This window comes from Blautia aquisgranensis, from assembly GCF_040096615.1.
GTDB lineage: Bacteria > Bacillota > Clostridia > Lachnospirales > Lachnospiraceae > Blautia_A > Blautia_A aquisgranensis.
The window spans coordinates 327,291-353,794 of the sequence record NZ_JBBMEJ010000002.1 but is presented as its reverse complement, the minus strand read 5'-3'; the positions used below and the strand labels follow the sequence as shown (position 1 = coordinate 353,794).

Genomic DNA, 26,504 nt, shown 5'->3' with positions numbered 1-26,504 from the left:
CCGCCTGAAACACAGGCGGCCGACATACATTTACTTATTTCCAGTCAAGTCCAAGCTGTGTTGCCTGTTTCTTGCAGTCCTCATCGTAAGCCTTTGCAGCTTCCTCTGCTGTAGACTGTCCTGTTGCAACCTCAGAGCAGATATACTCGCAGTTTGTTCCTTTTACAGATGTCTGGAACTCCATTGCAACATTTGTTTTTCCTGTGTCAAAGTATTTCTCCTGAGCCTCTTTAACTCCGTCATATGCGTCATCCGGAAGCTCATATCCTTTGATACAATATGGGCCGTCTGGTTTCTGTGCTTCTGTGAAAGCGTCAAGTGCCTCATCAGATGTATAGAACTCCATAAATCTTAAGATATCATCTTTTTTGTCGCTGTTAGCGTTTCCGTAAATAGCTGTTGGCTCCCAAACTGTAAGGCCATGGTTGTCAGCGTCATCTCCCGGAACACCCATAACACCGATTTTGTTTACATCGTCTCCGTAGAGCTCATAGATGCTGGAAAGTGCCTGGGAAAGGATGAACCAGTGAGCACCCTCGCCGTTTACAAGCTTATCGCAGGCATCTGCGTATGTAGTTGCTGTGTAATCCTCGTTAAAGTATGGCTGAAGGTCAGCGAGTTTCTGGAAGCTCTTAAGACCAGCCTCTGTTGTAGCATATTTAGCTTCACCAGCTTCAAATTTCTCTGAGAAATCCGGCTCTGCTGCAAGTACGTTGTAGTGGTCTCCAAGGTATGGAACCTGGATTGTCCAGGAATCTCCAAGAGATCCGATAACTGCTGTCTCACCAGCATCTTTCAGTGTATCACAGTTTTTGAGGAAATCTTCCCATGTATCTGGAACCTCAAGATCATATTTCTCATAAAGGTCTTTGTTGTAAAGGATACATCCAAGGTTTGTAGCTGTAAGCGGAATACCGTATACTGCGGAATCAGAACCAGCGCTTACTGCAGATGCGAATGTATCGTCAAGACGGCTTGCCCACTCCTCACCGGAAATATCGATGAAGTTGCTCTCCGGATCAAGCTCGTTAAGCTTAGCTCCTGAGTTGTATCCGCAAAGATCTGTCATCTCGCCGGAAGCAAGTCTTGTTTTTACCTGGTTGTCTCCGTCACCGCCTGATGCACGAAGCTCTGTCTCAATGTGGATACCTGTCTCTTTCTCGCAGAGATCAAATACTGCCTGATATCCGGATGACGCTGTATCCGGATCGATCAGAAATGTAAGAGTAGCCTCCTTGTACTCCCATTTGCTGTCTGAATCTTTGTCGTCAGCTGCAAGCACGCTTGTTGCGCCTGCGAGTGTTGTTCCCATCATTGCTGCACAGAGCAGAACACTGAGCATCTTTCTTTTCATGTTTCGTCCTCCTTTATTTTGACGTTCCTCATACTTGATGAACATATTTTAACAATTTGGACACAAAAAATACATGGATTATTGAGCACTTTGTATATAGAACATGTACTTTTTCGTCATATAGACAATATTTTGCATATAATATTTTATTTTCTCCATGCAAAAAGAGCCGCCCTGTTGTGATATTTTACCACAGACAGGTACGGCCCTTGTATGCCAGTTTCTTCCATATTAATATGTATGGCAGTTTAATTCTCTTACAGGATGTCGATATGCTCTCCTGCAAGTGCCTTGTTCATGCTTCGTACTGCACAGAATTTACCACACATGGAGCAGGTGTCATCATACTCCGGCTTGCGCTCATTCCACATACGTTTCGCTGTTTCCGGATCCATTGCACACTCCCACTGTGCCTCCCAGTCAAGCTTTCTTCTGGCATCAGCCATCTTGTCGTCGATCTCACGTGCACCGCGCACACCTTTGGCGATATCTGCTGCATGAGCTGCGATCTTGGATGCCATAATTCCCTGTTTTACATCCTCAAGATTTGGAAGTGCCAGGTGCTCAGCCGGTGTTACATAGCAGAGGAAAGCAGCTCCGGACATGGCAGCCACTGCTCCGCCGATTGCAGATGTAATGTGATCATATCCCGGTGCGATATCAGTTACAAGAGGTCCTAATACATAGAACGGTGCACCCTGACAGATAGACTGCTGCACTTTCATGTTCGCCTCAACCTGGTCAAGCGGCACATGGCCCGGTCCCTCGACCATAACCTGTACATCCTTCTCCCATGCACGCTTGGTCAGCTCGCCAAGGCGTACAAGCTCCTCGATCTGACATACGTCTGTAGCATCTGCCAGACAGCCCGGGCGGCAGGCATCTCCAAGGGAGATAGTCACATCATACTCACGGCAGATATCCAGGATCTCATCATAATATTCATAGAATGGGTTCTCCTCACCTGTCATGCACATCCATGCAAATACAAGGGAACCTCCTCTGGAAACAATGTTCATTTTTCTCTTGTGGTTGCGGATCTGGTCGATGGTCTTTCTGGTGATTCCACAGTGCAGGGTTACGAAGTCAACTCCATCCTGTGCGTGAAGTCTTACAACATCGATAAAATCCTTAGCTGTCAGTGTATCTAGGTCTCTCTGATAATGGATAACAGAGTCATAAACCGGAACAGTTCCGATCATAGCCGGACACTCACTTGTCAGCTTGCGACGGAATGGAATCGTATTTCCATGGGAGGAAAGGTCCATGATCGCATGTGCTCCCATGTTTACAGCCTCCATAACCTTCTGCATCTCAACATCATAGTCCTTGCAGTCTCTGGAAACACCAAGGTTTACGTTGATCTTGGTACGGAGCATGGAACCTACTCCCTCCGGATCGATACATTTATGGTTCTTGTTGGCACAGATAACTACCTTGCCGGATGCAACCAGCGGAAGAATCTCCTCTGTTGTCATTCTCTCCTTCTTCGCTACGATCTCAAGCTCAGGTGTGATGATTCCCTTGCGGGCAGCCTCCATCTGTGTACTATAATTTCTCATGTAAAAAATTTCTCCTTTCATGTAAGCAACAAAAAACCCGGTGGCTGCAACACATACGCATTACAACTACCGGGTTCCTTATCTTTCGTACTTAAAAAATCTTCTGTACCTTGATATTATCTTCTGTACTCTCTGATCTTCCGTATTTCTAAGAATCCTTCGTGCATATGTCCCTACGTTGGCATTATCCAAATCAGGTTATGGGTCAAGACATTTACAGTCTACTCTCAGCTCGCTTCAGCGGGCCCCCCTGTTTTCATATGTAAGGAACGGGGCTTCCGTTCATGTGATTATTATAGTATAAGCTTCAAAATTTGTAAACCGGATTTCTGCATTTTATGACTTTTTCTTTCGACAATATGCGACTGGAAAACTGCGTTTTCCCTGGCTTGTGCCTTTTTTTCATGTTGATCTGCAAACGCCTGGTTGATCATAGCTCCCATCATGGAATAAGCATCATTATATTTCATCATTCTGGTTTCCTCCTTTATTCATTCCTGCCCGCCTTATATACAGCATTACTGCTTTCCGCGGAATATTATCTGTAGATCATATTTTTTTATCAGCACTGATTTTTTTATTTGTCTACATCATAGCAGGATGATACGGAGAGAACCATTGTTCTAAATAATCAATTAAATTGATTTTATTTATTCTTTCTTCGATACTGGCTGGGCGTATCCTGGTAAAAACGGCGGAATGCGCGGATAAAGCTTTCGGGATTTTTGTAGCCCACCCTGTCACTGATATCCTCCACACTCATCTGACTGTACAGTAGAAGCTGTTCTCCCTGCTGCAGCCGGATCTCTGTAAGAAGATTGGAAAAAGTTTTTCCGGAGATATTTTTTATCAGCTTGGAGCAGTATGGCACAGAAAAATGAAACTCTTCGGCCAGCTCACTTAAAGTCACTGTGCTGCTGTTTGCGATCATATAGGAAAGCATCCTGGATTCTTCCTCTGTTTTTTCTCTTTTCATATCTGGTATGCTTATATTTTTTCCATGTCGTCTTGTCAGCTCCACAAAAAACAGTGTGAGAATACTGCAGATGATCCTGTCTGTGTATTCATCACAGTGTTTCTGTTCTTTATACATATCCAGAATATAATTACGGATAATCTCATCGCCTTCTGTATGAAAAAGAAGATAACGTATTTTTTCCCGGGAATAAAGGTTTCCCACAAAGAAGCTTGAAATCTGAGATTTATCACGAACTGTATTATAAAAAATATCCATGAAAGTGCTGCGACGGATCAGAATGTTAAAAATAATGCTGTCATCGTTTACTGTATGGACACTATGTACGGTGTTTGGCGCGATCAGGCACAGATCTCCCGGTTTCAGTTCCTCCTCTGAATCCACGAAACTGTTTTTGTAATTTCCCGACAAAACATAAACGATTTCAAAAAAATCATGTTTATGATAAAAGGCCGGAAAATATCTCGGAGGTTTATTCAGACTTACATTGCTGCACGAAGGAATAAACTGATTTTCATACATATGTCTGTTCAGCGTTTCTTCATATACGCACCATCCGGCTTCCTTTTCATAATCTTTATATTTTTCCAGAAATTTTTCGATATTTTCGGGTGTTTTCTCCATGTAATAATATTCCCGATAAATTTCTTCTTCCCAACTCAGCTTCTGCAGATCATGGATCAGTTCTTCGTATGTCATAGTGTTTCCTCTTTCTGAGCATATATTATAGAAATTCGTGACATGCTCTCTGCCTTTCAATTCTCTGACAGGCAATAAACGCCCCAACTTCTTTTTCTGAAATCATAGCATTCCAAATACTTTTTCGCAACATCCTTCATTGAATGTTCGTACTCACTCATAACCTAATGCAAATTACTCAATAGTTCAGATTTAGCCAGATTAATTTAAATCAATTTAACAGGCTATATATAATCATAGATTTTATCTCTCCCGTTTTTTATAATCTTCTCATCAGCTGCATGGACGTCCTCATACTACTCATACTTTTTCGTCCGACTGCTATTTACAGGAAAGGAGGAGTCATTATGAATCTGTTTTCAAATAAACTTTCTGCTTCTGAGATCAATCGGGAGCTTCAGAAACTTCAGGTTCGCTTAAGTTCCAGTTGCTGTTCATCCGAACCAGTTCCCGCCCTGAATATCTACAGGGATTTTCACAAGGGAATTCATGGCTTCTCCGAGGCCGCTGTATGGAGCGATTTTGCACTTCGTGGTGCATACCGCCTCTATCAGCTTACCAATGATACATCCGTCCTCCGGAAAAACTATCTGCTCATGAGCCGCTGGGTACAGTTTCTTCGAGAGCGCGCCGAGATATCACCTTATTCCGGTTCTGGTTGGCAACATTCTTTTGATTCGGAAATGGATACTTATTTCTGGAATACAGATCCATATTTCTGCCACAATCTGATCCAAAAAATCCTTTCTCATCCGGATTTTCGCAGAGAACTTCCGCCTGAGCTCACAGAATTCCTAAATTTTCATGGCTGCGAAGGAACTCTGTATTATGCTTTCTGTGTCAGAAGGCTGACCGATATCGCCGTAATTCTGAACATTGAAGAAGACGTATGGTTTTATCAGATGCTTTATGAAAAAATTCTCAGGGCACTGCAAATCACTACGGCAGAAGCATGCACGTCTGTTTTTTGCACATACAAGTGCGGCAGATAATAATATCTGGCTTCCAATTTACTTCCTATGCAGTTCCGCTGCAAATCTTTCCAACTCCTGAACCGTACATCCTGTATATCTGGCTATTTTCTCCATCGGCTCTCCTGCCTGAAGCATGTTTCTGACAATGCCTCTTGTTCCTTCTTTTATTCCTTCTTCTCTTCCAGCTTCGTATTCCGCTTTCCGCAGCTTCCGTTCTTCCTCTTCCTTGTCATACTCGAATATACTCATTGCGATCACCTCAGACTTGTTTTTTCGAAGAGCTAGGTTCTTTCTTTTTGCCATAATCATACCTCCTGTTTTGCAGGAGTCTCAGAACAAACCGTACTGTTTTTATTTTCACTTCGAACCCCTGCCTTCATTATTAATTGGAATTTAAAAGCATGAATTTCTGAAATGATTTTAGAAAAAATAGATAGACGGCAAATATGCCCTGAATTTTTGAGAAATATGCTTTGAGTTCATAGTAGCATTCTTTTCTGTATTGTTCAAGGCGTTTTTTCTAAACATCCTGCCACAAGATTCTCTGATTTCCCTTTCAACTTTGTACATTTCGCCCCTTACAAAAATACCTCCCGATGGTGTATCATAAGTCTGTGTAAAAGGAGGTAAACTATATGTTCGAGACATTAGGAGAAAAGACTGAAGAGAAAGCAATGGTGCAGTTCCTTGAACGCTTTACAGATTATCCATTTCTGGTAAAGTTCAAGAATTCCGAGTATCACATCGGAGAGGGCGAACCGACATTTACTGTGAACTTCAAAAAAGCAATTCCTCTCGCAGATCTGGTCAAGAGTACTTCCCTTGCATTAGGAGAAGCCTACATGCGCGGAGATCTTGATATTGAAGGAAATCTTTATGAAGCACTTGATCATTTTCTGGGACAGATGGGTAAATTTTCTACCAACGAATCTGCCTTAAAGAAGATCATGTTCAGCTCCACATCAAAAAAGAACCAGGAAAAAGAAGTAACCAGCCACTATGACATCGGAAATGATTTTTATAAATTATGGCTGGACGAAACCATGAGTTATTCCTGTGGCTACTTCATTCATGAAGACGATACTCTGTATCAGGCACAGGTAAATAAAGTAGATTATATTCTCAAGAAATTGCATCTCGAAGAAGGCATGAGTCTTTTGGACATCGGCTGCGGATGGGGATTCCTGCTGATCGAAGCAGCAAAGAAATACAAGATACACGGTACAGGTATCACTCTAAGTCATGAACAGTATGCCGAATTCCAGAAACGTATCAAAGAGCAGGGACTGGAGGATTATCTTACCGTAGAACTGATGGACTACCGTGATCTTCCGAAGCAGAATTACCAGTTTGACCGCGTTGTCAGCGTCGGTATGCTGGAGCATGTCGGCCGTGATAATTATCAGCTTTTCCTCGACTGCGTCGAAAAGGTTCTGAAGCCGGGCGGATTATTCCTGCTTCATTTCATCAGCGCACTCAAAGAGCATCCGGGTGATCCATGGGTCAAGAAATATATTTTCCCGGGCGGAACTGTTCCAAGCCTTCGGGAGATCCTGAATCATATGGCAGAAGATAACTTCCATACCCTTGACATCGAAAATCTTCGCCTGCATTACAATAAAACTCTTCTTCATTGGGAAAAGAATTTCCGCGATAACCTTGAAAAAGAAAAAACCATGTTCGATGAAAACTTCCTGCGTATGTGGGATCTTTACCTGTCTGCATGTGCGGCAACCTTCCATAACGGAATCATCGATCTTCACCAGATTCTCATGACAAAAGGCATCAACAATGACCTGCCGATGACACGCTGGTATTAAAACATAAAAACAGGACGTGCGAAAAATGATTTCTCGTTTTTCACACGTCCTGTTTTTTTATCTGTGAATATGCACATCCAGCTGATTATAAGGAATCTCGATTCCATAATAATCAAAATCTTCTTTGATCCGCTGGTTCAGTCTCCATTTCGTTTCCCAGTAGCGGTCTGTAGCTACCCAGACACGGAATCCCATGATCACAGCACTATCTGCCAGCTCGTCCACGAAAACCACCATCTCTTCGTCTTCTCTTGTATCCGGATCTTCTGTCAGGATATCTTCCAGAATATTCTTGGCTTTCTGAATATCTGCGTTATAGGAAATTCCTACTTTAATCTCCAGGCGACGCTGATCTCTTGCTGTCACATTGGTGATAACTGTGTTGGAAAGTGCACCGTTCGGGATCACGATATGTTTGTTATCGATCGACAAAAGCGTTGTATAACAGATCTCGACCTTTGCTACGGTTCCCTCCTGTCCATCCACATTGATGTAATCTCCCACCTGGAAGGGCTTAAACAAAAGAAGCATCATTCCGCCTGCCAGGTTGGAAAGTCCGCCCTGAAGAGCAAGACCCAAGGTAACACCTGCTGTTCCAAGCAATGCTGCCAGCGAGGATTCCTTCACCCCAAAGCTTGTAGATATATTAAAAAGCAGAAGAATGTAGAGCACGATCTTGAGCAGGGATGATACAAACTGTGCCACACCTGTATCCAGTCTGGATTTTGTAAGAGATTTTTTTACAACCTTTACGATCCATTTGATCACTGTACTTCCTACCCAGAAAGCAACGATTGCCAGAACAACCTTGATCCCGAATTTCGTAATGTCAGGAAGATAGTTTTCAAACATCTGCCTGTACTGGCTCACCTGATTCCCCACTTCCTGTACGGTCTGTACTGTACTGTCCAAATATGATCCCCTCCTGTCTTTATATGTATAGTCTTTATATCACGTACTATAGTTATAGCCGAACACTATCGCTCACGTTCTGTAATATAATAATACAGCAGCTGTTTTTTCCTGTAAAACCAATTTCTCTGTTCTATGGAAAAAATAAGCTGCTGTACTTTATTATTTATTGATTCCCTTCATAGAAAGACTGATACGTTTTTTCTTCATATCAACGCCAAGTACGCGGACATCCACAATGTCACCTACGCTGACTGCTTCCAGCGGATGTTTGATGAATTTTTCACTCATCTCGGAAATGTGAACCAGTCCGTCCTGATGTACTCCGATATCTACAAAAGCTCCGAAATCAATTACATTGCGGACAGTTCCCTTAAGAATCATGCCCTCTTTCAGATCCTTCATATCAAGTACGTCTGTTCTGAGGATTGGTTTCGGCATCTCATCACGCGGGTCCCTTGCCGGTTTCTCCAGCTCTTTTACGATATCGCGAAGAGTAGGCTCACCGATCTCCAGCTCTTTCGCCATTTTTGCATAATCACGGATCTGTCTGGACAGATTGGAAAGCTTGCGTTCTGCCACATCCTCCGGTGTGTATCCAAGCTTCTCCAGAAGCTTTTTCGCTGCATCGTAGCTCTCCGGATGAACGCTGGTCGCATCCAGAGGATTTTTTCCGCCTGTGATACGCATGAAGCCTGCACACTGCTCAAAAGCCTTCGGTCCCAGCTTGGCGACCTTAAGAAGTTCACGCCTTGTCTGGAAACGGCCATTCTCCTCACGGTATGCCACGATATTTTTTGCAATGGCTTTGCTGATTCCGGAGATGTATTCCAAAAGTGATGCAGAGGCTGTATTCAGATCAACTCCGACCTTGTTTACGCAGTCCTCCACAACACCATTCAGTGCTTCTCCCAGCTTCTTCTGGTTCATGTCGTGCTGGTACTGACCGACACCGATGGATTTCGGATCAATCTTTACAAGCTCTGCCAGCGGATCCTGTACTCGTCTTGCAATGGAGGCAGCACTACGCTGTCCCACATCAAAGTTCGGGAATTCCTCTGTTGCAAGCTTACTTGCAGAATATACAGAAGCTCCTGCCTCATTGGTGATCACATACTGTACCTTCTCCGGAATCTCCTTGAGAAGTTCTACAATGATCTGCTCGGACTCTCTGGAAGCGGTTCCGTTTCCTACGGAAATCAGTGTTACATTGTACTTGCGAATCAGTTTTTTCAGGGTTTCTTTTGCAGCGCGGATCTTGTTCTCATTAGTCGGTGCCGTCGGATAAATAACGGTTGTATCCAGAACTTTTCCGGTGGGATCTACCACTGCAAGCTTACATCCTGTACGGAAAGCCGGGTCCCAGCCAAGTACCACCTGACCTGCGATCGGAGGCTGCATAAGAAGCTGCTCAAGATTTTTTCCAAAGACACGGATCGCTCCGTCCTCAGCTGCCTCTGTAAGGGCACTTCGAATCTCACGCTCAATAGCCGGTCCGATCAGACGCTTGTAGCTGTCCTCCACAACCTCTTTCAGTATCGGTGTTGTGTTTGGATTATCCCGAACGATCACCTGTTTCTCCAGATAGCGGAGGATTTCTTCTTCCGGAGCAAGGATCTTCACTGTGAGGAATTTTTCCTTCTCGCCACGGTTCAGGGCAAGGATTCTGTGTCCTGCAAGCTTCTTTATCGGCTCCTCGAAATCGTAATACATCTCGTAGACGGACTGCTCCTTCTCATCTCTTGCAGAAGAGCTTACACTACCTTTGTCCATTGTTCTTTTACGGATGTGGATACGATAATCTGCCTCATCGGAAATATGCTCTGCGATGATATCCTTCGCTCCATTGATGGCATCTGCCACAGTTTTAACTTCTTTTTCTTCGGAAAGAAATGCTTCTGCTTCCTCCTCAATTGATTTGTTGGTCATCTGAAGAAGAATAATGTCTGCCAGCGGCTTCAGACCTTTTTCCTTTGCGATGATGGCTCTTGTACGGCGTTTCGGTCTGTACGGGCGATAAAGATCCTCAACTACTACAAGCGTCTGTGCTGCCTCGATCTGTTTTTTCAGCTCAGGTGTCAGCTTGCCCTGTTCCTCGATACTGCCGAGAACCTGCGCTTTTTTGTCCTCAAGATTTCTTAAATAGGTAAGTCTCTCATTGAGATTACGAAGCTGTTCGTCGTTCAGTGTACCGGTCGCTTCCTTACGGTATCTAGAAATAAAAGGAATGGTGCAGCCCTCATCAATCAGCTTCACAGCTGCCTCCACCTGCCATTTCTCAACGTTCAGCTCTCTGGTGATTACCTGAATAATGTCCATTTTTATTTTCTCCTGTTGTCCCAAATTTACTTTGAATACTGTAAACAGTTAGTCCGCTTACCATTGTAGCAGATACGAGCGTAAGAAGCAATTTATCCCTGAAAGGTAAAGTCGAAAAAGTTGGATTTCCGTCTCGAAAATGCTATAATATATAATCATTTTTAAAAGGAGTGGATTTTTCATGTCATATAATAATGATCCTACATATAACAGACGATCTCCCCGTCCGGTAAACGGTTTGTCCATTGCGGCTCTGATCCTTGGGATTCTGTCCGTTGTTTTTTCTGTGAGCGCGGTCGGCGGACTGATTCTCGGAATCCTCAGCATCATCTTTGCCTTCGCCTCCCGCCGGAAACAGCCTATGCTTCTGACTGCAAAACTCGGGCTTATTTTTTCCTCCATCGGCGTGGTATTCAGCGGACTTCTCCTTGCACTGTATATCTTCTTTGGAATTCCTGCACTGCATAACGTTGAAAAGAAAATTTACCGGGAAGTGATTCCTTATACAGAACACGGTAATAATTCTCAGGACAGATCCTATGGTTCTGGTAGTTCTGATGAGGAGTATCCCTTCACTTACACCATTCCCTATGGTTCTGATGGTTCCGGAGATTCCGATGGATCTGACAGCTCTGATGACAGCCAGCCGTATATTTTCACAATTCCGTTCGGCGATGACGGACAGATGCCGGATGTTCCGTCCACAGAGTCTCCTTCCGATAAGCTGAAACAACTATAGAACTTTTTCATGCAAAAAGCCCCTGAACTCTGAAATATTTCTTCAGTAGTCCAGGGGCCTTTTTATGGCTTAGATCAAAATTTTTTTCTTATTATATAGGTCAGTTCTTTGCCTGACTCAGAGCTTTCTGGGCTGCTCCGATAATTCCCTGTGAAGAATACGTAGCTCCATTGACAGTATCAATACCGTCTGCGGACTGATTTGCCATGATCTGTGCATAAATCGTTGCCCACGCCGGTTCAAAGAAATTCGGTGTATCGTTATTTGTCTGTGAAATCTCCGTAATCTGTCCACCGCTGATGGTTATGGTCAGTCTTGTCTTTCCGCCATATCCAAACGCTGAGCCTTCGTAAATTCCGTCCCGGTACATTCCGGCCGGTGTTGGTTCCGGCTCCTGTGTCGGTTCCGGCGTTACGTCTGGTTCTTCCGGATCCGGTGTCACGTCCGGATTATCCGGCTCTTCTGTTGGTTCCGGCGTTGCTGTCGGAACTGGTGTTGCTGTCGGTTCCGGAGTTGCTGTTGGAACTGGTATTGTTGTTGGCTTTGGTGTTGCCGTTGGTTTCGGTTCAGGCTTTTTTGTCGGTGTCGGAGTGACTTCTTTGCCATACTCAGGATTTATCGCTTTTTCAAGAGCTTTTTTTACAGCTTCCAGGATACCGCTGGATGAGTAGGTTGCTCCGCTGACTGTATCAATATTCTCTACAGAATCTGCTCCTTCAATCTGCTCTTTCAGCACTTCCCACGCTTTTTCAAAAAACTCCGGGGTATCCGTATTTTCCTGTTCTACAGATTGAATAATTCCATTCTCGATAACCACTGTTACCTTTACATCACCACTAAAACCTTTTGCTGAAGCTTCGTATGTTCCGTCCAGATATTTCGGGGGACTGTCCGGATCCGGTTCTGTTGTTGGCACCGGCTTCTTTGTAGGGATTTGTGTTGGCATTGGTGTTGACGTTGGCTTCGGCGTGGAAGTCGGTTCTGGCATCGGCTTTTTTGTCGGTGTCGGAGTGACTTCTTTGCCATATTCAGGATTTATCGCTTTCTCAAGAGCTTTTTTTACAGCTTCCAGAATACCCCTGGATGAATAGGTTGCTCCACTGACTGTATCAATGCCCTCTACAGAATCTGTTCCTTCAATCTGTTCCTTCAGCACTTCCCATGCTTTTTCAAAAAACTCCGGAGTATCTGTATTTTCCTGTTCTACAGATTGAATAACTCCATTTTTAATAACCACTGTTACCTTTACATCACCGCTGTAGCCTTTTGCAGACGCTTCATAGGTTCCGTCCAGATATTTCGGAGAGCTGTCCGGATCCTGCTTTGTCGTCGGCTTGGGTTTCTTCGCAGGGGTTTGCGTTGGCGTTGGCGTTGAGATTGCTGCCGGTGCAGGGGGAACCTGACCGGAGCTTCCATCTGCTGCTGCCTGGGATAATGCGTTCTGAACCGCCTGAATGATTCCATTGGAAGAATACGTTGCTCCGCTGACTGCATCCACATTTGGAGTATTTCCCTCGATCATTTTGCTGATAACCCCCTGCGCCGCCGCAAAATAAGACGGAGTTTCCCCGGAAGCATCCAGAATGTCAATTGCCGTAATCCTTCCTCCACTTACAGTCACCCGCACACGGATCGTTCCACCAAAACCGGTTCCGGAGCCTTCATAGGTTCCGTCCTTATAACCATTAACCGGAACATTTGCTACAGGCGTCTGCGTAGATCCCTGTCCGGCTGCACCGGCATTATTTCCGGCAGACTCCGATACCGTTCTGGTACCGGAGCTTTTTTTCGCTGCTGTTTTCTTTGTACTTTTCTTTGAAGCAGTTTTGGCAGTTGATTTTTTACTTTTAGCAGAGTCTGTTCCGGTTTCTTCATAGCTCAGATATTTTTCCAGTTCAGAGGCAGACATTATATTTGATTCTGTCTTCTGAACCGTCTGGGCATTTTCATCCGAACCCTGGGCCTTGATACCTGAGAATACAAGTGCCGCAATAACAGCCGCTGCCGGAATCAGCTTCGGCCAGGGCAGCTTCGGCTCATTGTTACCGGATAGCTTTTCTTCTTTTATGTCTTTTTCCATGAGTCCTTATCCTCCCTCTTTTTTATATGCGGCTGCTGCCAGACAATTTTTTTTGACAAAAACTGCTTTATTTAACAGTTACTGTAAATTTCTTTGTAATTCCATTGCATTTAACTGTAATAGTTGCCTTACCTTTTTTGATTCCCTTGACAACACCCTTACTTGTTACAGTTGCAATCTTCTTATTGCTGCTTACATATGTAACCTTATTTGCAGGTGCTGCTTTGGAGCTGATTGTTGTCGTTTTTCCTGCTTTGATGGTCGCAGAATATTTCACAAGGCTGAATGTCGGATTCTTAACAGTTACCTTGCAGGTTGTCTTCAGGTTTCCGGCGGTTGCTGTGATCGTAACTGTTCCGGCTTTTACCCCTTTTACAACTCCTGTACTGCTGTTGACTGTCGCTACCTTTGGATTGCTGCTTGTGTATTTTACAGTTGCAGATGGTGTTGCTGTTGCTTTTACAGTTACTGTTTTTCCTTTATAGATCGTTGCGGAAGCTTTTGCAAATTTAATGGTAGATGTTTTTACAGTTACCTTGCAGGTTGCTTTCACATTTCCGGCGGTTGCTGTGATTGTAACTGTTCCGGCTTTCACGCCTTTTACAACTCCTGTGCTGCTTACTGTTGCAATTTTCGGATTGCTGCTTGTATATTTTACAGTTGCTGCCGGAGTAGTTGTTGCTTTTACAGTTACTGTTTTTCCGGTATATACAGTTGCTGTCGTTCTATTAAGTTTGACTGTTCCGTTCTTTACAGTTACTGTACAGGTTGCTTTTGCACTTCCGGCTGTTGCTGTAATTGTTGCTGTTCCGGCTTTTATGCCTTTTACAACTCCTGTACTGCTTACTGTTGCTACTGCTGTATTGCTGCTTGTGTATTTTACAGTTGCAGATGGTGTCGCTGTTGCTTTTACAGTTACTGTTTTTCCAACATATACAGATGCTGCTGTTTTATCAAGTTTAACTGTTCCGTTCTTTACAGTTACTGTGCAGGTTGCTTTTGCGTTTCCGCAGCTTGCTGTGATTGTGGCTGTTCCGGCTTTTACTCCGGTTACAACTCCTGTACTGCTTACTGTTGCTACTGATGTGTTGTCGGATACAAATGTCACTGCTGTGTCTTTGTCATTTGCTGTTGTTTTCAGTGCAACTGTCTTGCCTGTGTATACAGATGCTGTTGTTTTATCAAGAGAAACGGTTACTTTGACAAGATCTTTTTCTGCTGACTGAAGATGCTCAAGAGCCTCATCAACCTCTGCTTGTTTTGCGTCTGTTCTTGCAAGAAGTTCTTCTGCTTCCTGAAGTTCCATCTGCATTGCATCCCAGGATGCTTTTGTATAATCATCTTTCACGAGAGCTTTTGCGGCTTCTACCTCTTTTGTAAGAACAGTGGTGTCTGCCGGTTCTTCTGCCGGTTTCACAATATTCGCCTCTGTCGCCTGCACTACAAAACTGTAGTCTGCATAACCAAGTGCATACACTGTCAGTCTCCAGTATCCGGTTCCGTCAGTTCCCTCCGGAAGCTGGCAACGGATAGAATCTGTAAGTCCAAGCTGGATTCCCATGGATTTATGCATCCAGTTATCTGCGGCAAACTTTGTTCCAAAAGATCTCAATACGTTAGTTCCTGTAGCGTCATCTCCACAATAATCCCAACGCACAGCCTGCATGTTTGCTCCAAGATCTCCATAACCATCGCCATTAATATCTACACGAAGAAACTCTCCGTAACTTCCACTTGCCTCTTTTACTGTTGGTGTTACATTTTCTGCTGTTTTCAGAATCTGATCCTTGATTCCGGAATCTGTTCCTGTTTTTCTTGCCTCAAATGTAAAGCCATCTCCATTTTTTACTGCATATTTCAGACCATTGGTTGACGCAGTTACATTCGCTGTTTCCTGATAAGACTTTAACTGTACTTCACCATAGCCACCTTCCAGAACACCATCATTTGTAACCACATTATACTGCTGGCAAAATGCTGCATAATCTTCTGTTTTTACGGCAACCGGAACATATTTCAGACCGTATACTTCATAATATTCCATATCAACAGTTGTTCCGTCTGTCTTTGTAATGGTTCCTCTGCTGAAGCCTACAACATCACCATTTGTCAGCTTGATGTGTGTCTGATCTGTCCATGCTGCGATCGGATATCTGCTTCCATCTTCTGCAACGATCGTTGTCTCTGTCTGGAAGCTTCCTCTGTGAAGACCATGATTCGTTGTTGCTCTGGTTACGGTATCAAAAGCTCCTTTATCAAGCTCGTTATGCGAATCCTTCACATCATTGCTGCTGGTGTCTCCTGCTGCATAAACGCCCTCTGCAGCCCAGTACTGTGCCCAGGTAAGTCCAGCATACACATACTGGTATTCTCCTGTCAGCTGATCGGAATCCGAAAATACAGCAATCTCATCTCCTGCGTCAAAATCTTCTGCACTTTCAGAAAAAGACTCTGCTTCTGTTGTGTTCTCTTCAACCGCAAGCTCATCTGCCGTTTCATCCTGCTGGATATCCTCTGCTGCATTTTCCTCTGCATCAGATGCAGCCTCTGTTACATCTGTTGTATCCTCAACAACTTCTTCAGCACCAAATTCCTCAGAAGCTCCCGTCTGCTCATCTGCCTCAGAAACAACTGCCGCATCAAACTCAGATGCCATTACCGCTGTTGGAAAAGTTGTAGCTGCCACTGCAAGACTCAGGATGCATGGAACTGTTTTTTTCAGTAGATTCCACTTATGCATTACTTATTCCTCCTAAAATATGAAATATTTATAGAAAACCTTCCCGGCTTACTATCGTTGTTATTCTGTAATATCCTCCACGCTGTAGGAATCTGCAAGAAGACTGAAGCGCTCCTTCATCCCCTCAGTCAGATACACATGATGGTCTTCATCCACAAAAAGTCCGTTGGCGCCGTACTTTTTCAACAATTCGGAGCCTTTTTCCACACCAAGAACAAAACAAGCTGTGGAAAGTGCGTCGGCCTCAAGACCTGTATCACATACAACGGTCACTCCCGTCACTCCGCTTTTTGCCGGATACCCGGTAGACGGATCCATAATGTGATGATATCTCACACCATCTTCGATAAAATATTTCTCGTAATCTCCGGATGTGGAAAGAAATTCTGTGCCATTTAAGGCAACCACACCCAGATAATCATCCTCATTCTCTGCACGGGGATCTGTCACTGCCACATTCCAGGAAGAACCATCCGGTTTGCTTCCATAAGTCATGACACTGCTTCCCCCAAGATTCATAAGCGCTGCTGAAATTTCTTTCTGGCCTTTCAGATATTCCAGAATGGAATCACAGCCGATACCTTTTCCGGCTGCACCAAGATCAAGCGAACATCCCTCATCCATACGGATATTTTTTCCATCCACTGAAACTTTTTCGTAACCGGAATTCTTCAGAACCTCCTGGATTTCACTTTTCTTCGGAACTCTCTGGTCTTCTCCTCCAATGTCCCACAGGCGGATCAGCTTCCCGATCGTCGGATCAAAAGCTCCGTCTGAATCCTTTGCGATCTTAAGGATTCTCTCCAGATAGCCGGAGAGCTCATCGGAGATCTCCGTATCCTTTCCGCTTTCTGCATTGACCTTGTAGATCTGGGATTTCTCATTCGTCCAGGACAGAAGATTTGTCTCCACATCCGTCAGAACAGATGTCAGCTTACTGTTTATATCGTCACCTGTGGTATAAAGAGTCTCTGTTACCACAGTATCCATGGCAAAATCTGTATCTTTATATGTCTGTATCTCTTTTTCCGCTGCCAGACAGCCTGCCGGAAACAGCATCGTTGTTCCCACTAACACAGCCGTGGCAAAAAAAGCTTTTTTCATAGATTATTTTCCTCAGTTGTTCCGATATGAATGTTTTTTCTCGGGCATGTGGCTGCACAGGCGTGGCAGCAAAGACACTCGCCGGATCTGCCGGTGTCTCCGTCAATATCCAGATGCGCAGGGCATCTTTTTTTGCAGAGGCCACATTTCGGTGGGCATTTTTCACGGTTTCTCTGAAAAAGCGCTCCCGGCAGGATCGGCATTAAAGCGAATACCGCTCCCATAGGGCAGAGAAACTGACAGAAAAAACGCTCCTGTGTACACATTCCCACCATGATCAGGATTAGCAGGATAATTCCCACCAGATATTTACTGTCCGGAAGCCGTCCGGCTGTTATCATGGAAAAAACATCCCACGGGCTGGTTCCTGTGAGCTTTCCATACATACCGGTCAGGCAGGAAAGCAGGATCAGGGCCAGTACGATATATTTTACTTTCTGAAGTCTGTGAACCATTTTTTCAGAAAGCGCAGGTTTCTTTTTTTTGTGAAAGCATTTCGTCCAGATCCAGGAAAAGCCCTCATAAACAGCGTCTCCAAAGGATCCGAATGCACAGGCATATCCACAGAAATGTCTTCCGAAAAAGCAGGTGATGACCAGAAGCACTGCGGTTACAGTCAGAAAAGAATTCCATTCCACCGGCTGTCCGCCTGCAATGGCAAGAAAGATTGATTTGATTCCCGCAAAGGCTGTGGAAAACAGCGATGGTGCCGCAATGAAAAATGCAAGCTGTATTCCTGCACGTATCAGCCTTACTTCCCGCTGTCTTTTTTTCATTCGTTCTCCGCCTTTCCAAGTGCCTCATCAACCGCATTCAGGATTCCTGTTGAACTGAAGGTTGCTCCTGAAACCGTATCCACATCTGTACTCTGGGCACCGATGATAGAATCGATCACGCTTTCCGCCTGAGAAAGATAAGCGCTGTCCTCACCAGGTGCGCTGACTACATTGATGGATGTGATCTCATCGCCGGAGAGTGTTACCTCAACCTGGATCGTCCCGCCGTAGCCCTGTGCTTCACCGGTGTAGGTACCGTCCTTGTATACGTTGTCGGCACTGTCATCGGATGTGCCGCTGTCTGATGCGGAGCTGTCAGTGTTTTCTGTATTATAGGAGCTGTTTCCGGATGCATCTGTAGCAGTTTCATCTGAGCTGTTACTCTCAGCCGCAGCACTCTGGTTCTGCACACGGTTCGCATAGCTCGTCTCCAATGCACTGAGAAGCTCATTCTGCTGTGTCTGAAGTGTATCTACTTTATCAGTCAGAGCTGCGATCTCTTTTTCATTTGCCTGGGCTTTCATGCTGCTGTTATAAAAAAGCACAGCCATGATCACCAGCAAAAGTGAGATCACACGCATGTAAAAATTCTGGTTCTTCATCTCTTTTCTCTCCTGTTTTATATTTCGGCGTTAATCAGATATTCGCAATCCCGCTTTCGCTACATATCTCTACATCTGATAACTGCTTATTGCTCTTTACACCCCCACCGGCGACTTACTTGATCTGGTCGAGTCGCCATAAATTCCCGTCTTAATCTTAGTTTGAGTTAATTTATAATCACAAATTAGATATCTCTAACTTACAGGTAGGTATTATAGCACCGGATTTTTTTCTTGTCCATAGTTTTTGTTAGTAGTTTTTAACTTTTTATCATCTCGTCGGTTAGATAATATTAACTTATATTTGCCTTTTGATTTGGAGTATGTTATGATTTTCCGTGAATCACACAGGTTCTGTTTTGATTTTTCAAATGAACCTTATTGTGTCGTTTACAGAAAAAATGGAGATTTTATTTTGAAGAAAAAAGAAATATTTTTTATTGCAGGGCTTCTGGTTCTGGCCGGGGTCATGTGGCTTGGCTTCCGGCTTTCCGGGCAACGTTCCCACAATACGATCCGCATCACTGTGGATGGAAAAGAATTCGGAACCTACTCACTTGACAAGGATCAGGTGATCCACATAGGCGATACCAACGTCTGTGAGATCAAAGACGGCAAGGTCACTATGATCGAAGCTACATGTCCGGATCATTACTGTATGAAACAGAAAGCAATCGATGAACATGGAGGCTCTATCATCTGCCTGCCAAATAAAGTTGTAATAGAAGGAGAAGATACTGCGGATTCCTCTGAATCTGAAGATTCACCGAAGATCGACGCAGTGACATAAGATTATGAAACGAAAAACTGCTTATCTTGGATTATTTTCCGCTATAGCCATCATCTTTGGATATGTAGAATCCCTGGTTCCTGTTTTCGCAGGAATTCCAGGGATTAAACTTGGACTCGCCAACCTGGCTGTGCTTTTCATTCTGGACCGGTATTCCCTGAAAGAAGCTGCACTTGTCTCCGTTGTGCGAATTCTGGTGATCGGATTTATGTTCGGAAATCTGTTCAGTATTCTATACAGTCTGGCTGGTGCGGCACTTAGCCTTACTGTAATGAACCTTCTGAAAAAGCATTCTGATTTCAGTCTGATCGGCATCAGTGTGGCCGGAGGTGTTACGCACAATATCGGCCAGCTGATCGTGGCCATGATCGTGGTGAGTAACACCAGCCTGATAGTTTACGCACCGGCGCTGCTGATCGCAGGAGTTGTGGCCGGGATTGCTGTAGGGGTGTTGACAAAGGAAGTGCTTGGGCGAGTTCCTTTGAATCTTTGAATTTAATTTGTTTTTTGTTGTGTACGGGAAAGCGGTACGCGCAGCGTGCCTGTTCCCCGACTTTTTATAATAGGAAAGTGTGCTTCTATGATTCTTTTCTTGCGGAGAAGCATTTGGGAAACATAATCGTTTCCGCTGCAACGCATTCCGGCTTGGCTTCAATCTCCCTAATCTCTAATTTTTTGATATACTTACTACACTTTATACGCCAATGCAGTCTGACTTAACAGACATATCACACATATTTAATCACAAAAAAAATCCCCAACAACGTCAGGAATCCGCAACACATTTCTTATTTTTTTATCACCTCTCAGGAACAGGTCTGCTACGCAGACCGCTTTCCGTTCCTCCTGAACCACCTTCCACACTTCCATCAATCGGCTCAAATTTTCACTTCCAGCACCATCGTATCCATCGCCTCGCCAGCCCCCACACACATCCCCACAACACCGAGCAGCTGCGTGCCCAGAAAGGGGGAGCGCGAGGGGGAAAAACGGGCTTCGCAACTCCGAGTGCTTTCCCCCTCGCAAATTCTCACACTTCTAAGTGTCCCACCTGTCAAGGAAATCATGCCTCACGCCTAAATGTCCCACTCTGGAAAAGAAACTAAATCTACGCCTCGGTTTCATCCAGAAACTGAGCCACCGGCGGTTCATCAAACTCCCCGGAAATATTTCGATAGAAAACCGCCAGGCAGGTCTCTATATAAGGCACCAGCCAGATCAGCGCCAGATAAAGCGTAAACATGGAAAAAATAATCCACGGCACGAAGCTTAAAAGCAGGCGCAGATACGCAAAATAATGCCCCTTCATCAGCTTCGCACTGGCCTTCAACGCCTGTCCGCCCTTCATATCCGGGTTATCCGCCAGAATATAGTAGCTCATGGAAAACGGCATAGCCAGCAGCAGATTCAATACAAATCCAAGCAAAGTAAGCAGCATATAATTTACCGCCCAGTTCATCTGAGCCTCTACTGTGCTTCCCATATCTGTTGTAAATGAAAACCACGCCATAGGAAGTGATGTCACCAGATTGATCAGTGCCAGCACAAAGGATGCCACAATCACATGATCCGGCTGATGGCTGAAAAAGTACAGAAGCTCACCAAATGAATATTTTTCTCTTCTTGTAATATTCAGATAAACCCGGTAAAGTCCCGCTGAAAAAACACAGATCACCAGCGAAAGAATGAAGCTGAACACCTCACCTCCAATGATCGCATACAGGGAATCTCCCGGAAAAAGTGCTGTGGAAATATAGCTTGATATCACGCTCATTCCCGCAACCGCAATACTTCCTACCACCGGAACTGTGAAATTTCCTGCCAGGGTTTCTCTCGCAAGCTTCTTACAGCCCTTCAGATTTTTTCTCATAATATTTTTTCTCCTTGATAAAAAAGCGGAGACTTTATCCAAGCCTCCGCCTCCATTTTATTGTGCTTTGTTCCGGTCAGTCAGCCAGATTAAAAGCATCATGTACGGCATTCATTGCGCGTACACCGTCTTTTTCATTGATAAGAACTGTCACACGGATCTCAGATGTTGCAATCATGTTGATGTTCACACCCTCATTGTAAAGGCTCTCGAACATCTTCGCAGCAACACCCGGATTACTCATCATTCCTGCTCCAACAATAGAAAGCTTGGCGATGTTTTTCTCCGCATGAAGCTCATCATAACCAATACGTGACTGGTTGGACTCCAGTACGTTCATGGCATCATCCAGATCATTCTTATCAACAGTAAACGAAATATCCTTGGTACCGGCACGGCCGATAGACTGAAGGATCATATCCACGTTTATATTTTTCTTAGCCAGGGTATCAAAAAGCTTGAACGCTACTCCTGGTGAATCTTTAAGTCCGATCACAGCAATACGTACTGCATCTGTATCCAGAGCAACACCGCTTATCAGCATTCTCTCCACTGTAACTTCCTCCTTTACCACAGTTCCTTCGCTGTTGTTGAGACTGGAGCGTACTACAAGCGGTACGCCATATTTCTTTGCCATCTCTACGGAACGGTTGTGAAGCACACCTGCTCCCAGAGTTGCCAGATCCAGCATCTCATCGTAGGTGATCTCCTTAAGCTTACGCGCTTTCGGCACCTTACGCGGATCCGCTGTGTAAACGCCATCAACATCTGTATAGATCTCACAGGCATCTGCATGAAGTGCTGCAGCAAGTGCAACAGCCGTAGTATCAGAACCACCACGTCCAAGTGTGGTATAGTCGTTATACTTGTCCACTCCCTGGAATCCTGTGACAACAACGATCCTGCGGTTATCCAGCTCTCTGCGGATACGTGCGGCATCGATCTTTTTCAGGCGCGCACTGCCATGGGCACTTGTTGTATGCATAGCCACCTGAAAAGCATTCAGGGAAACAGCCGGTACTCCCATGCTGTCCATAGCCATAGCCATAAGTGCTACTGACATCTGCTCTCCGATAGTAAAAAGCATGTCCATTTCACGTTTCGGAGGTTTCTCATTAATGTCCCTCGCCATGGTGATAAGCTCATCAGTATATTTACCCATTGCTGAAAGCACAACCACCACGTCGTTTCCTTTTTTGTAATCTTCGATACATCTTTTAGCCACATTGAAAATCCTCTCTTTGTTAGCCACAGATGTACCACCGAATTTTTTTACGATTAACATGTTCTTTTCTTCCCCTTCGGCATCAGTCCTTTACACGGATCATCGCCAGTACTTTTCCGTCAAGCTTGCTGATCTTCTCTTTGTAATCAGCCTGCTTCATCTTCGGTGTGATAAATCCGAACTCATCCGGGAGATCATCCGGCTCGATAGTCTGTACATCACCGAAAGCTTTCTCCACTTCATCCATAGTTGTATCGGACACACGTACAAAGAAACGTCCCTCAACATCATCCAAATCCATAAGTTCCAGATCACGGCTGCTCCAGTTTGTCATGATATTTCTGTGAAGATGTTTTGCCTCATCTACAACATCAGCAACAACAGCACTTGCTGTCGGGAGCTTACCTGCTCCGCTTCCATAGAACATAGCATCTCCAAGAACATTTCCGTGTACAAATACTGCATTGAACACATCATTTACGCTGTAAAGCGGGCTCTCCTTTCCTACCAGGAACGGAGCTACCATTGCATAGAAAGCATCTCCGATTCTGCGGCTTGTTGCAAGAAGTTTAATTGTCATACCAAGCTCTTTCGCATATTCCATATCTGCCGGTGTGATCTTTGTGATTCCTTCTGTATAAATATTCTCGTAATTCAGGAATTTTCCGTATGCAAGAGAAGAAAGGATCGCGATCTTACGGCATGCGTCAGCGCCCTCAACATCTGCTGTCGGGTCAGCCTCTGCATATCCTTTCGCCTGTGCTTCCTTGAGTACTGTATCAAAATCACAGTTCTCTGTGCTCATCTTATAGAGCATATAGTTGGTGGTTCCGTTAAGGATACCTGTGATCTCATCGATCTCATCTGCTGTCAGTGAAGAATTCAGCGCACGAATGATCGGGATTCCACCACCACAGCTTGCCTCAAAAAGGAAATTGATACCTTTCGCCTTAGCGATCTCCATAAGCTCGGAACCATGTTTTGCCACCAGAGCCTTATTGGATGTACTTACGCTCTTTCCGGCCTCCAGTGCTCTCTTTACGAAAGTATAAGCCGGCTCGATTCCACCCATAACCTCAACAACGATATCGATCTCCGGGTCATTTACGATCACTTCATAATCATGAACCAGAACCTTCTCCACCGGATCTCCCGGGAAGTCTCTTAAATCCAGAACATATTTGATGTTGATCTCGTCTCCTGCATTCCTGTTAATGCTCTCATGATTGGTGTTGATAACTTCAACAACTCCGCTTCCTACTGTACCGTAGCCTAATACTGCTATGTTTATCATATGCTTACTCCCTGCCTAAAATTTTCAAATAGTGTATACCGTCTCTCTGTTCAATATCCTCCACCATGGCCTCTGCGTCGCCTTCTCCTGGAAGGATGTCAACGCTCAGCGTCAGTGTTGCGACTCCGTTAATGGGAATACTCTGATGTATGGTCAGGATATTACCGTGAAAACGGGCAATCGTCTGCAGCACCATTGATAAAAGTCCCGGCTCGTCGTCCATCTGAATGATAAAGGTAATGGTCTTTCCCCTGGTCTCCTCGTGGAAAGGAAAAATATCGTCCTTATATTTGTAAAAAGAGCTGCGGCTGATACCGGTCTTTTCAGCAGCTTCCTGAACAGTGACCACTCGGTTGGATTCAATCAGCCTCTTGGCCTCCACAACCTTCAGAAGTACTTCCGGCACTGCCCGCTCCCGCACTACATAGTATTTTTTCTTTTCAACCTGTTTCTGCATAGCAACCTCTCTGTCCGTTTCATAAAGACAACTGTTTTTGTACAAAAGATATATTATCATAATAAAAGAAACTCCACAAGCGTTTTTTTGCCTGCGGAGTCCTTGTTCGTCTTTATGATGGGTTCCGTGACAGTAATGTTATTCTTTCTTTTTTGCCAGCGCGATCCATTTCAGGTAGGCATTGATAAAGATATCGATACCGCCGTCCAGGACTGCGTCAACATTACCGGTTTCTTCATTGGTTCTATGGTCTTTCACCATAGTGTATGGCTGCAGGACATAGGAACGGATCTGGTTACCCCAGCCGATATCTGTCACCTCGCCACGAATGCCGGAAAGCTTCTCCTCAGCTTCCTGCTGCTTCAGAAGATATAACTTGGCCTTCAGCATCTGCATGGCCTTGTCCTTGTTCATGTGCTGGGAACGCTCATTCTGGCACTGTACCACGATTCCTGTGGGGAAATGTGTGATACGGATTGCAGAAGATGTCTTGTTGATATGCTGTCCACCGGCACCACTGCTTCGGTAGGTATCAATACGGATATCATCATCATTGATCTCAACATCAAGATCCTTCTTGATATCCGGCATAACATCACAGGATACAAAGGATGTCTGTCTCTTACCGGCTGCATTAAACGGTGAGATACGTACAAGACGATGCACACCTTTCTCGGATTTCAGATAGCCGTAGGCATTCTCTCCGTTTACCTGGAAGGTTACAGATTTCACACCGGCCTCATCACCGTCAAGATAATCCAGCACCTCCAGTGCAAAGCCCTTCTTCTCAGCCCATCTGCTGTACATACGGTAAAGCATTCCGCACCAGTCGCATGCCTCTGTACCGCCCGCTCCTGCGTTCAGCTTGATAATGGCATTCTCTCCATCATATTCTCCGGAAAGCAGTGTCTTTACACGGATACTGTCAAAGCTTGCCTGGAATTCATCCAGCATCTCCTGGATCTCAGGAATGATCTCAGGATCATTCTCCTCATATCCCATCTCGATCATGGTCTCCATGTCTTCCATCTGTGTTTCCAGATTATGGTATGTCTCAATGTCATCCTTGAGACTCTTTAACTGTTTCATCTTCATCTGGGATACTTCTGCATTATCCCAGAAATCAGGCGCTTCCATCTCGCGCTCTAATTCTTCGACCTTCTGCTCCTTGTTAGCGAGGTCAAAGTGAATCCCTCACTTCCACTAATGGCTCTGTGTATGTTGCAAGAATACTCTTGAACTGATCTAACTCAACCACAGCTTCACCTTCTTTCTATATATTGATGCAGGAATTCCTGCCTGTCTTATACTCTACCATACAGGCATGGAAATTACAACGAAAAACCGTCTGGGAAAAATTTAAATCTGCGATAGCGTATACAGATCTTTTCTCCTGTGCTTCAGAAGCGGCAGCTCTTCTCTCACCCGGCTCACCTCGTCCAGATCCAGCTTTACAACTTTTATATCCGGCTTCTCATCCATTTCCATGAGCACTTTTCCCCAGGGATCTGTGACAATGGAATGCCCCCAGGAATGGTATCCTGCATTCATGTCCCTGGCCGGTGCAGCCCCAATGGTATAAACCTGATTATCCACTGCTCTCTGACGGAACATCAGCTCCCAGTGTAGCGGTCCTGTTGTCATGTTAAAAGCAGCCGGCACGATGATAACCTGAGCGCCTTTATCCACCATAAGTCTGGCAAGCTCCGGGAAACGGAGATCATAGCAGATGCAAAGTCCCATTTTTCCAAATTCTGTATCAAAAACCGTTACCTGGTTCCCCGGTGTCAGTGTATCCGATTCCTTAAAATACTGTCCGCCCTTCACATTGATATCAAAAAGGTGCATCTTCCGGTGTTTGCCGATCTGTTTTCCGGTTCTGTCAAATACATAGGATGTATTGTAAATATGACCTTCTTCATCCCGCTCCGGCATACTGCCCGCAACGAGATAAATTTTATGCTCTGCTGCCAGACGAGAGCATTTTTCCCAGGTATCACCGCCTTCTGCTTCCGCATATTCCGGAAAGCATTTATTTTCATAGGGACAGCAGAACATTTCGGGCAGTACTGCAAGATCGATACTTGCAAGCTCCGGAGCTGCAAGGTGCTCCGCTGTCTGGGTGATATTGCGGATTTTGTCTTTGTATACATGAGTCTGCAGGATTGCGGTTTTTATTTTCGGCATGGTAACACATCCTTTCCTGATCCG

Annotated in this window: 23 protein-coding genes; 5 read left to right on the top strand and 18 right to left on the bottom strand. The window is 44.7% G+C overall.

What is annotated here, in order from left to right:
- Positions 1-34: 34 nt before the first annotated feature.
- The 4 genes from WMO28_RS03475 to WMO28_RS03460 form a co-directional block, all read right to left on the bottom strand.
- Positions 35-1,354 (bottom strand): ABC transporter substrate-binding protein, encoded by a 1,320-nt coding sequence (locus WMO28_RS03475; protein WP_173758977.1) that lies wholly within the window; start codon positions 1,352-1,354, stop codon positions 35-37.
- Between the two features lie 257 nt (positions 1,355-1,611).
- Positions 1,612-2,916, bottom strand: a complete 1,305-nt coding sequence (thiC, locus tag WMO28_RS03470; RefSeq protein WP_178644531.1) for a phosphomethylpyrimidine synthase ThiC — start codon at positions 2,914-2,916, stop codon at positions 1,612-1,614.
- A gap of 293 nt (positions 2,917-3,209) precedes the next feature.
- Positions 3,210-3,389 (bottom strand): hypothetical protein, encoded by a 180-nt coding sequence (locus WMO28_RS03465; RefSeq protein WP_178644529.1) that lies wholly within the window; start codon positions 3,387-3,389, stop codon positions 3,210-3,212.
- A gap of 173 nt (positions 3,390-3,562) precedes the next feature.
- Positions 3,563-4,591 carry an AraC family transcriptional regulator gene (locus WMO28_RS03460; protein WP_349056066.1) on the bottom strand — a complete coding sequence of 343 codons (1,029 nt, stop codon included), beginning with the start codon at positions 4,589-4,591 and terminating at the stop codon, positions 3,563-3,565.
- A 347-nt stretch (positions 4,592-4,938) separates the two neighbouring features.
- Between WMO28_RS03460 and WMO28_RS03455 the strand changes: the two genes are divergently transcribed.
- Entirely contained in the window at positions 4,939-5,583 is a 645-nt protein-coding gene (locus WMO28_RS03455) for a hypothetical protein (RefSeq protein WP_178641947.1), read from the top strand.
- A gap of 18 nt (positions 5,584-5,601) precedes the next feature.
- Here the strand turns inward: WMO28_RS03455 and WMO28_RS03450 are convergent, their stop codons facing one another.
- Positions 5,602-5,868 carry an RpnC/YadD family protein gene (locus tag WMO28_RS03450; protein ID WP_349056064.1) on the bottom strand — a complete coding sequence of 89 codons (267 nt, stop codon included), beginning with the start codon at positions 5,866-5,868 and terminating at the stop codon, positions 5,602-5,604.
- A 332-nt stretch (positions 5,869-6,200) separates the two neighbouring features.
- Between WMO28_RS03450 and WMO28_RS03445 the strand changes: the two genes are divergently transcribed.
- Positions 6,201-7,385, top strand: coding sequence for a class I SAM-dependent methyltransferase (locus WMO28_RS03445; protein WP_349056063.1), 1,185 nt, complete (start codon positions 6,201-6,203; stop codon positions 7,383-7,385).
- 57 nt (positions 7,386-7,442) lie between these two features.
- Here WMO28_RS03445 and WMO28_RS03440 read toward each other — a convergent pair whose 3' ends face one another.
- Positions 7,443-8,297: a mechanosensitive ion channel family protein gene (locus tag WMO28_RS03440; protein ID WP_349056062.1), complete on the bottom strand. Its 855-nt coding sequence runs from the start codon at positions 8,295-8,297 to the stop codon at positions 7,443-7,445.
- 162 nt (positions 8,298-8,459) lie between these two features.
- Positions 8,460-10,616 (bottom strand): Tex-like N-terminal domain-containing protein, encoded by a 2,157-nt coding sequence (locus tag WMO28_RS03435; RefSeq protein WP_178644251.1) that lies wholly within the window; start codon positions 10,614-10,616, stop codon positions 8,460-8,462.
- A 181-nt stretch (positions 10,617-10,797) separates the two neighbouring features.
- Between WMO28_RS03435 and WMO28_RS03430 the strand changes: the two genes are divergently transcribed.
- Entirely contained in the window at positions 10,798-11,355 is a 558-nt protein-coding gene (locus tag WMO28_RS03430; RefSeq protein WP_178644253.1) for a hypothetical protein, read from the top strand.
- Between the two features lie 100 nt (positions 11,356-11,455).
- Here the strand turns inward: WMO28_RS03430 and WMO28_RS03425 are convergent, their stop codons facing one another.
- From WMO28_RS03425 to WMO28_RS03405, 5 genes are all read right to left on the bottom strand, one after another.
- Positions 11,456-13,435: an FMN-binding protein gene (locus WMO28_RS03425; protein ID WP_178644255.1), complete on the bottom strand. Its 1,980-nt coding sequence runs from the start codon at positions 13,433-13,435 to the stop codon at positions 11,456-11,458.
- A 67-nt stretch (positions 13,436-13,502) separates the two neighbouring features.
- Entirely contained in the window at positions 13,503-16,175 is a 2,673-nt protein-coding gene (locus tag WMO28_RS03420) for a penicillin-binding Tp47 domain C-containing protein (RefSeq protein WP_349056061.1), read from the bottom strand.
- A 60-nt stretch (positions 16,176-16,235) separates the two neighbouring features.
- Positions 16,236-17,279, bottom strand: coding sequence for an FAD:protein FMN transferase (locus WMO28_RS03415; protein WP_349056060.1), 1,044 nt, complete (start codon positions 17,277-17,279; stop codon positions 16,236-16,238).
- Positions 17,276-18,055, bottom strand: coding sequence for a 4Fe-4S binding protein (locus WMO28_RS03410; RefSeq protein ID WP_349056059.1), 780 nt, complete (start codon positions 18,053-18,055; stop codon positions 17,276-17,278). The genes WMO28_RS03415 and WMO28_RS03410 overlap by 4 nt, the downstream gene beginning before the upstream one ends.
- Positions 18,052-18,657 carry an FMN-binding protein gene (locus WMO28_RS03405; RefSeq protein WP_349056058.1) on the bottom strand — a complete coding sequence of 202 codons (606 nt, stop codon included), beginning with the start codon at positions 18,655-18,657 and terminating at the stop codon, positions 18,052-18,054. Before WMO28_RS03405 ends, WMO28_RS03410 begins: the two co-directional genes overlap by 4 nt.
- Before the next feature lie 415 nt (positions 18,658-19,072).
- On the opposite strand from WMO28_RS03405, the gene WMO28_RS03400 reads away from it, so the two are divergent.
- On the top strand, positions 19,073-19,447 hold the full coding sequence (locus tag WMO28_RS03400; protein WP_178644263.1) for a NusG domain II-containing protein: 375 nt from the start codon (positions 19,073-19,075) through the stop codon (positions 19,445-19,447).
- 4 nt (positions 19,448-19,451) lie between these two features.
- Positions 19,452-19,940: a Gx transporter family protein gene (locus WMO28_RS03395; RefSeq protein WP_178644265.1), complete on the top strand. Its 489-nt coding sequence runs from the start codon at positions 19,452-19,454 to the stop codon at positions 19,938-19,940.
- Positions 19,941-20,555: 615 nt separating this feature from the next.
- Here the strand turns inward: WMO28_RS03395 and WMO28_RS03390 are convergent.
- From WMO28_RS03390 to WMO28_RS03365, 6 genes are all read right to left on the bottom strand, one after another.
- Entirely contained in the window at positions 20,556-21,317 is a 762-nt protein-coding gene (locus tag WMO28_RS03390; RefSeq protein WP_178642987.1) for a DUF975 family protein, read from the bottom strand.
- A 76-nt stretch (positions 21,318-21,393) separates the two neighbouring features.
- Entirely contained in the window at positions 21,394-22,602 is a 1,209-nt protein-coding gene (locus WMO28_RS03385) for an aspartate kinase (protein ID WP_178642989.1), read from the bottom strand.
- A 22-nt stretch (positions 22,603-22,624) separates the two neighbouring features.
- Positions 22,625-23,836, bottom strand: coding sequence for a homoserine dehydrogenase (locus WMO28_RS03380; RefSeq protein ID WP_178642990.1), 1,212 nt, complete (start codon positions 23,834-23,836; stop codon positions 22,625-22,627).
- 4 nt (positions 23,837-23,840) lie between these two features.
- Complete coding sequence (locus WMO28_RS03375; RefSeq protein ID WP_178642992.1) at positions 23,841-24,293, bottom strand: ACT domain-containing protein; 453 nt, start codon at positions 24,291-24,293, stop codon at positions 23,841-23,843.
- Between the two features lie 138 nt (positions 24,294-24,431).
- A protein-coding gene (prfB, locus tag WMO28_RS03370) for a peptide chain release factor 2 (RefSeq protein WP_118061801.1) occupies positions 24,432-25,551 on the bottom strand; the annotation gives its coding sequence in 2 pieces (ribosomal slippage) (positions 24,432-25,475 and positions 25,477-25,551; 1,119 coding nt in all).
- A gap of 101 nt (positions 25,552-25,652) precedes the next feature.
- Complete coding sequence (locus WMO28_RS03365; protein WP_178642994.1) at positions 25,653-26,480, bottom strand: carbon-nitrogen hydrolase family protein; 828 nt, start codon at positions 26,478-26,480, stop codon at positions 25,653-25,655.
- Positions 26,481-26,504 lie beyond the last annotated feature (24 nt).

What these genes read in the sequence shown, in the direction of transcription:
- WMO28_RS03375 (WP_178642992.1), bottom strand. Translation starts at nt 24,293, where the DNA reads ATGCAGAAACAGGTTGAAAAGAAAAAATACTATGTAGTGCGGGAGCGG.
- WMO28_RS03455 (WP_178641947.1), top strand. Translation starts at nt 4,939, where the DNA reads ATGAATCTGTTTTCAAATAAACTTTCTGCTTCTGAGATCAATCGGGAG.
- WMO28_RS03420 (WP_349056061.1), bottom strand. Translation starts at nt 16,175, where the DNA reads ATGCATAAGTGGAATCTACTGAAAAAAACAGTTCCATGCATCCTGAGT.
- WMO28_RS03445 (WP_349056063.1), top strand. Translation starts at nt 6,201, where the DNA reads ATGTTCGAGACATTAGGAGAAAAGACTGAAGAGAAAGCAATGGTGCAG.
- WMO28_RS03465 (WP_178644529.1), bottom strand. Translation starts at nt 3,389, where the DNA reads ATGATGAAATATAATGATGCTTATTCCATGATGGGAGCTATGATCAAC.
- WMO28_RS03425 (WP_178644255.1), bottom strand. Translation starts at nt 13,435, where the DNA reads ATGGAAAAAGACATAAAAGAAGAAAAGCTATCCGGTAACAATGAGCCG.
- WMO28_RS03380 (WP_178642990.1), bottom strand. Translation starts at nt 23,836, where the DNA reads ATGATAAACATAGCAGTATTAGGCTACGGTACAGTAGGAAGCGGAGTT.
- WMO28_RS03415 (WP_349056060.1), bottom strand. Translation starts at nt 17,279, where the DNA reads ATGAAAAAAGCTTTTTTTGCCACGGCTGTGTTAGTGGGAACAACGATG.
- WMO28_RS03460 (WP_349056066.1), bottom strand. Translation starts at nt 4,591, where the DNA reads ATGACATACGAAGAACTGATCCATGATCTGCAGAAGCTGAGTTGGGAA.
- WMO28_RS03475 (WP_173758977.1), bottom strand. Translation starts at nt 1,354, where the DNA reads ATGAAAAGAAAGATGCTCAGTGTTCTGCTCTGTGCAGCAATGATGGGA.
- WMO28_RS03365 (WP_178642994.1), bottom strand. Translation starts at nt 26,480, where the DNA reads ATGCCGAAAATAAAAACCGCAATCCTGCAGACTCATGTATACAAAGAC.
- thiC (WP_178644531.1), bottom strand. Translation starts at nt 2,916, where the DNA reads ATGAGAAATTATAGTACACAGATGGAGGCTGCCCGCAAGGGAATCATC.
- WMO28_RS03430 (WP_178644253.1), top strand. Translation starts at nt 10,798, where the DNA reads ATGTCATATAATAATGATCCTACATATAACAGACGATCTCCCCGTCCG.
- WMO28_RS03385 (WP_178642989.1), bottom strand. Translation starts at nt 22,602, where the DNA reads ATGTTAATCGTAAAAAAATTCGGTGGTACATCTGTGGCTAACAAAGAG.
- WMO28_RS03395 (WP_178644265.1), top strand. Translation starts at nt 19,452, where the DNA reads ATGAAACGAAAAACTGCTTATCTTGGATTATTTTCCGCTATAGCCATC.
- WMO28_RS03390 (WP_178642987.1), bottom strand. Translation starts at nt 21,317, where the DNA reads ATGAGAAAAAATCTGAAGGGCTGTAAGAAGCTTGCGAGAGAAACCCTG.
- WMO28_RS03410 (WP_349056059.1), bottom strand. Translation starts at nt 18,055, where the DNA reads ATGAAAAAAAGACAGCGGGAAGTAAGGCTGATACGTGCAGGAATACAG.
- WMO28_RS03435 (WP_178644251.1), bottom strand. Translation starts at nt 10,616, where the DNA reads ATGGACATTATTCAGGTAATCACCAGAGAGCTGAACGTTGAGAAATGG.
- WMO28_RS03405 (WP_349056058.1), bottom strand. Translation starts at nt 18,657, where the DNA reads ATGAAGAACCAGAATTTTTACATGCGTGTGATCTCACTTTTGCTGGTG.
- WMO28_RS03450 (WP_349056064.1), bottom strand. Translation starts at nt 5,868, where the DNA reads ATGGCAAAAAGAAAGAACCTAGCTCTTCGAAAAAACAAGTCTGAGGTG.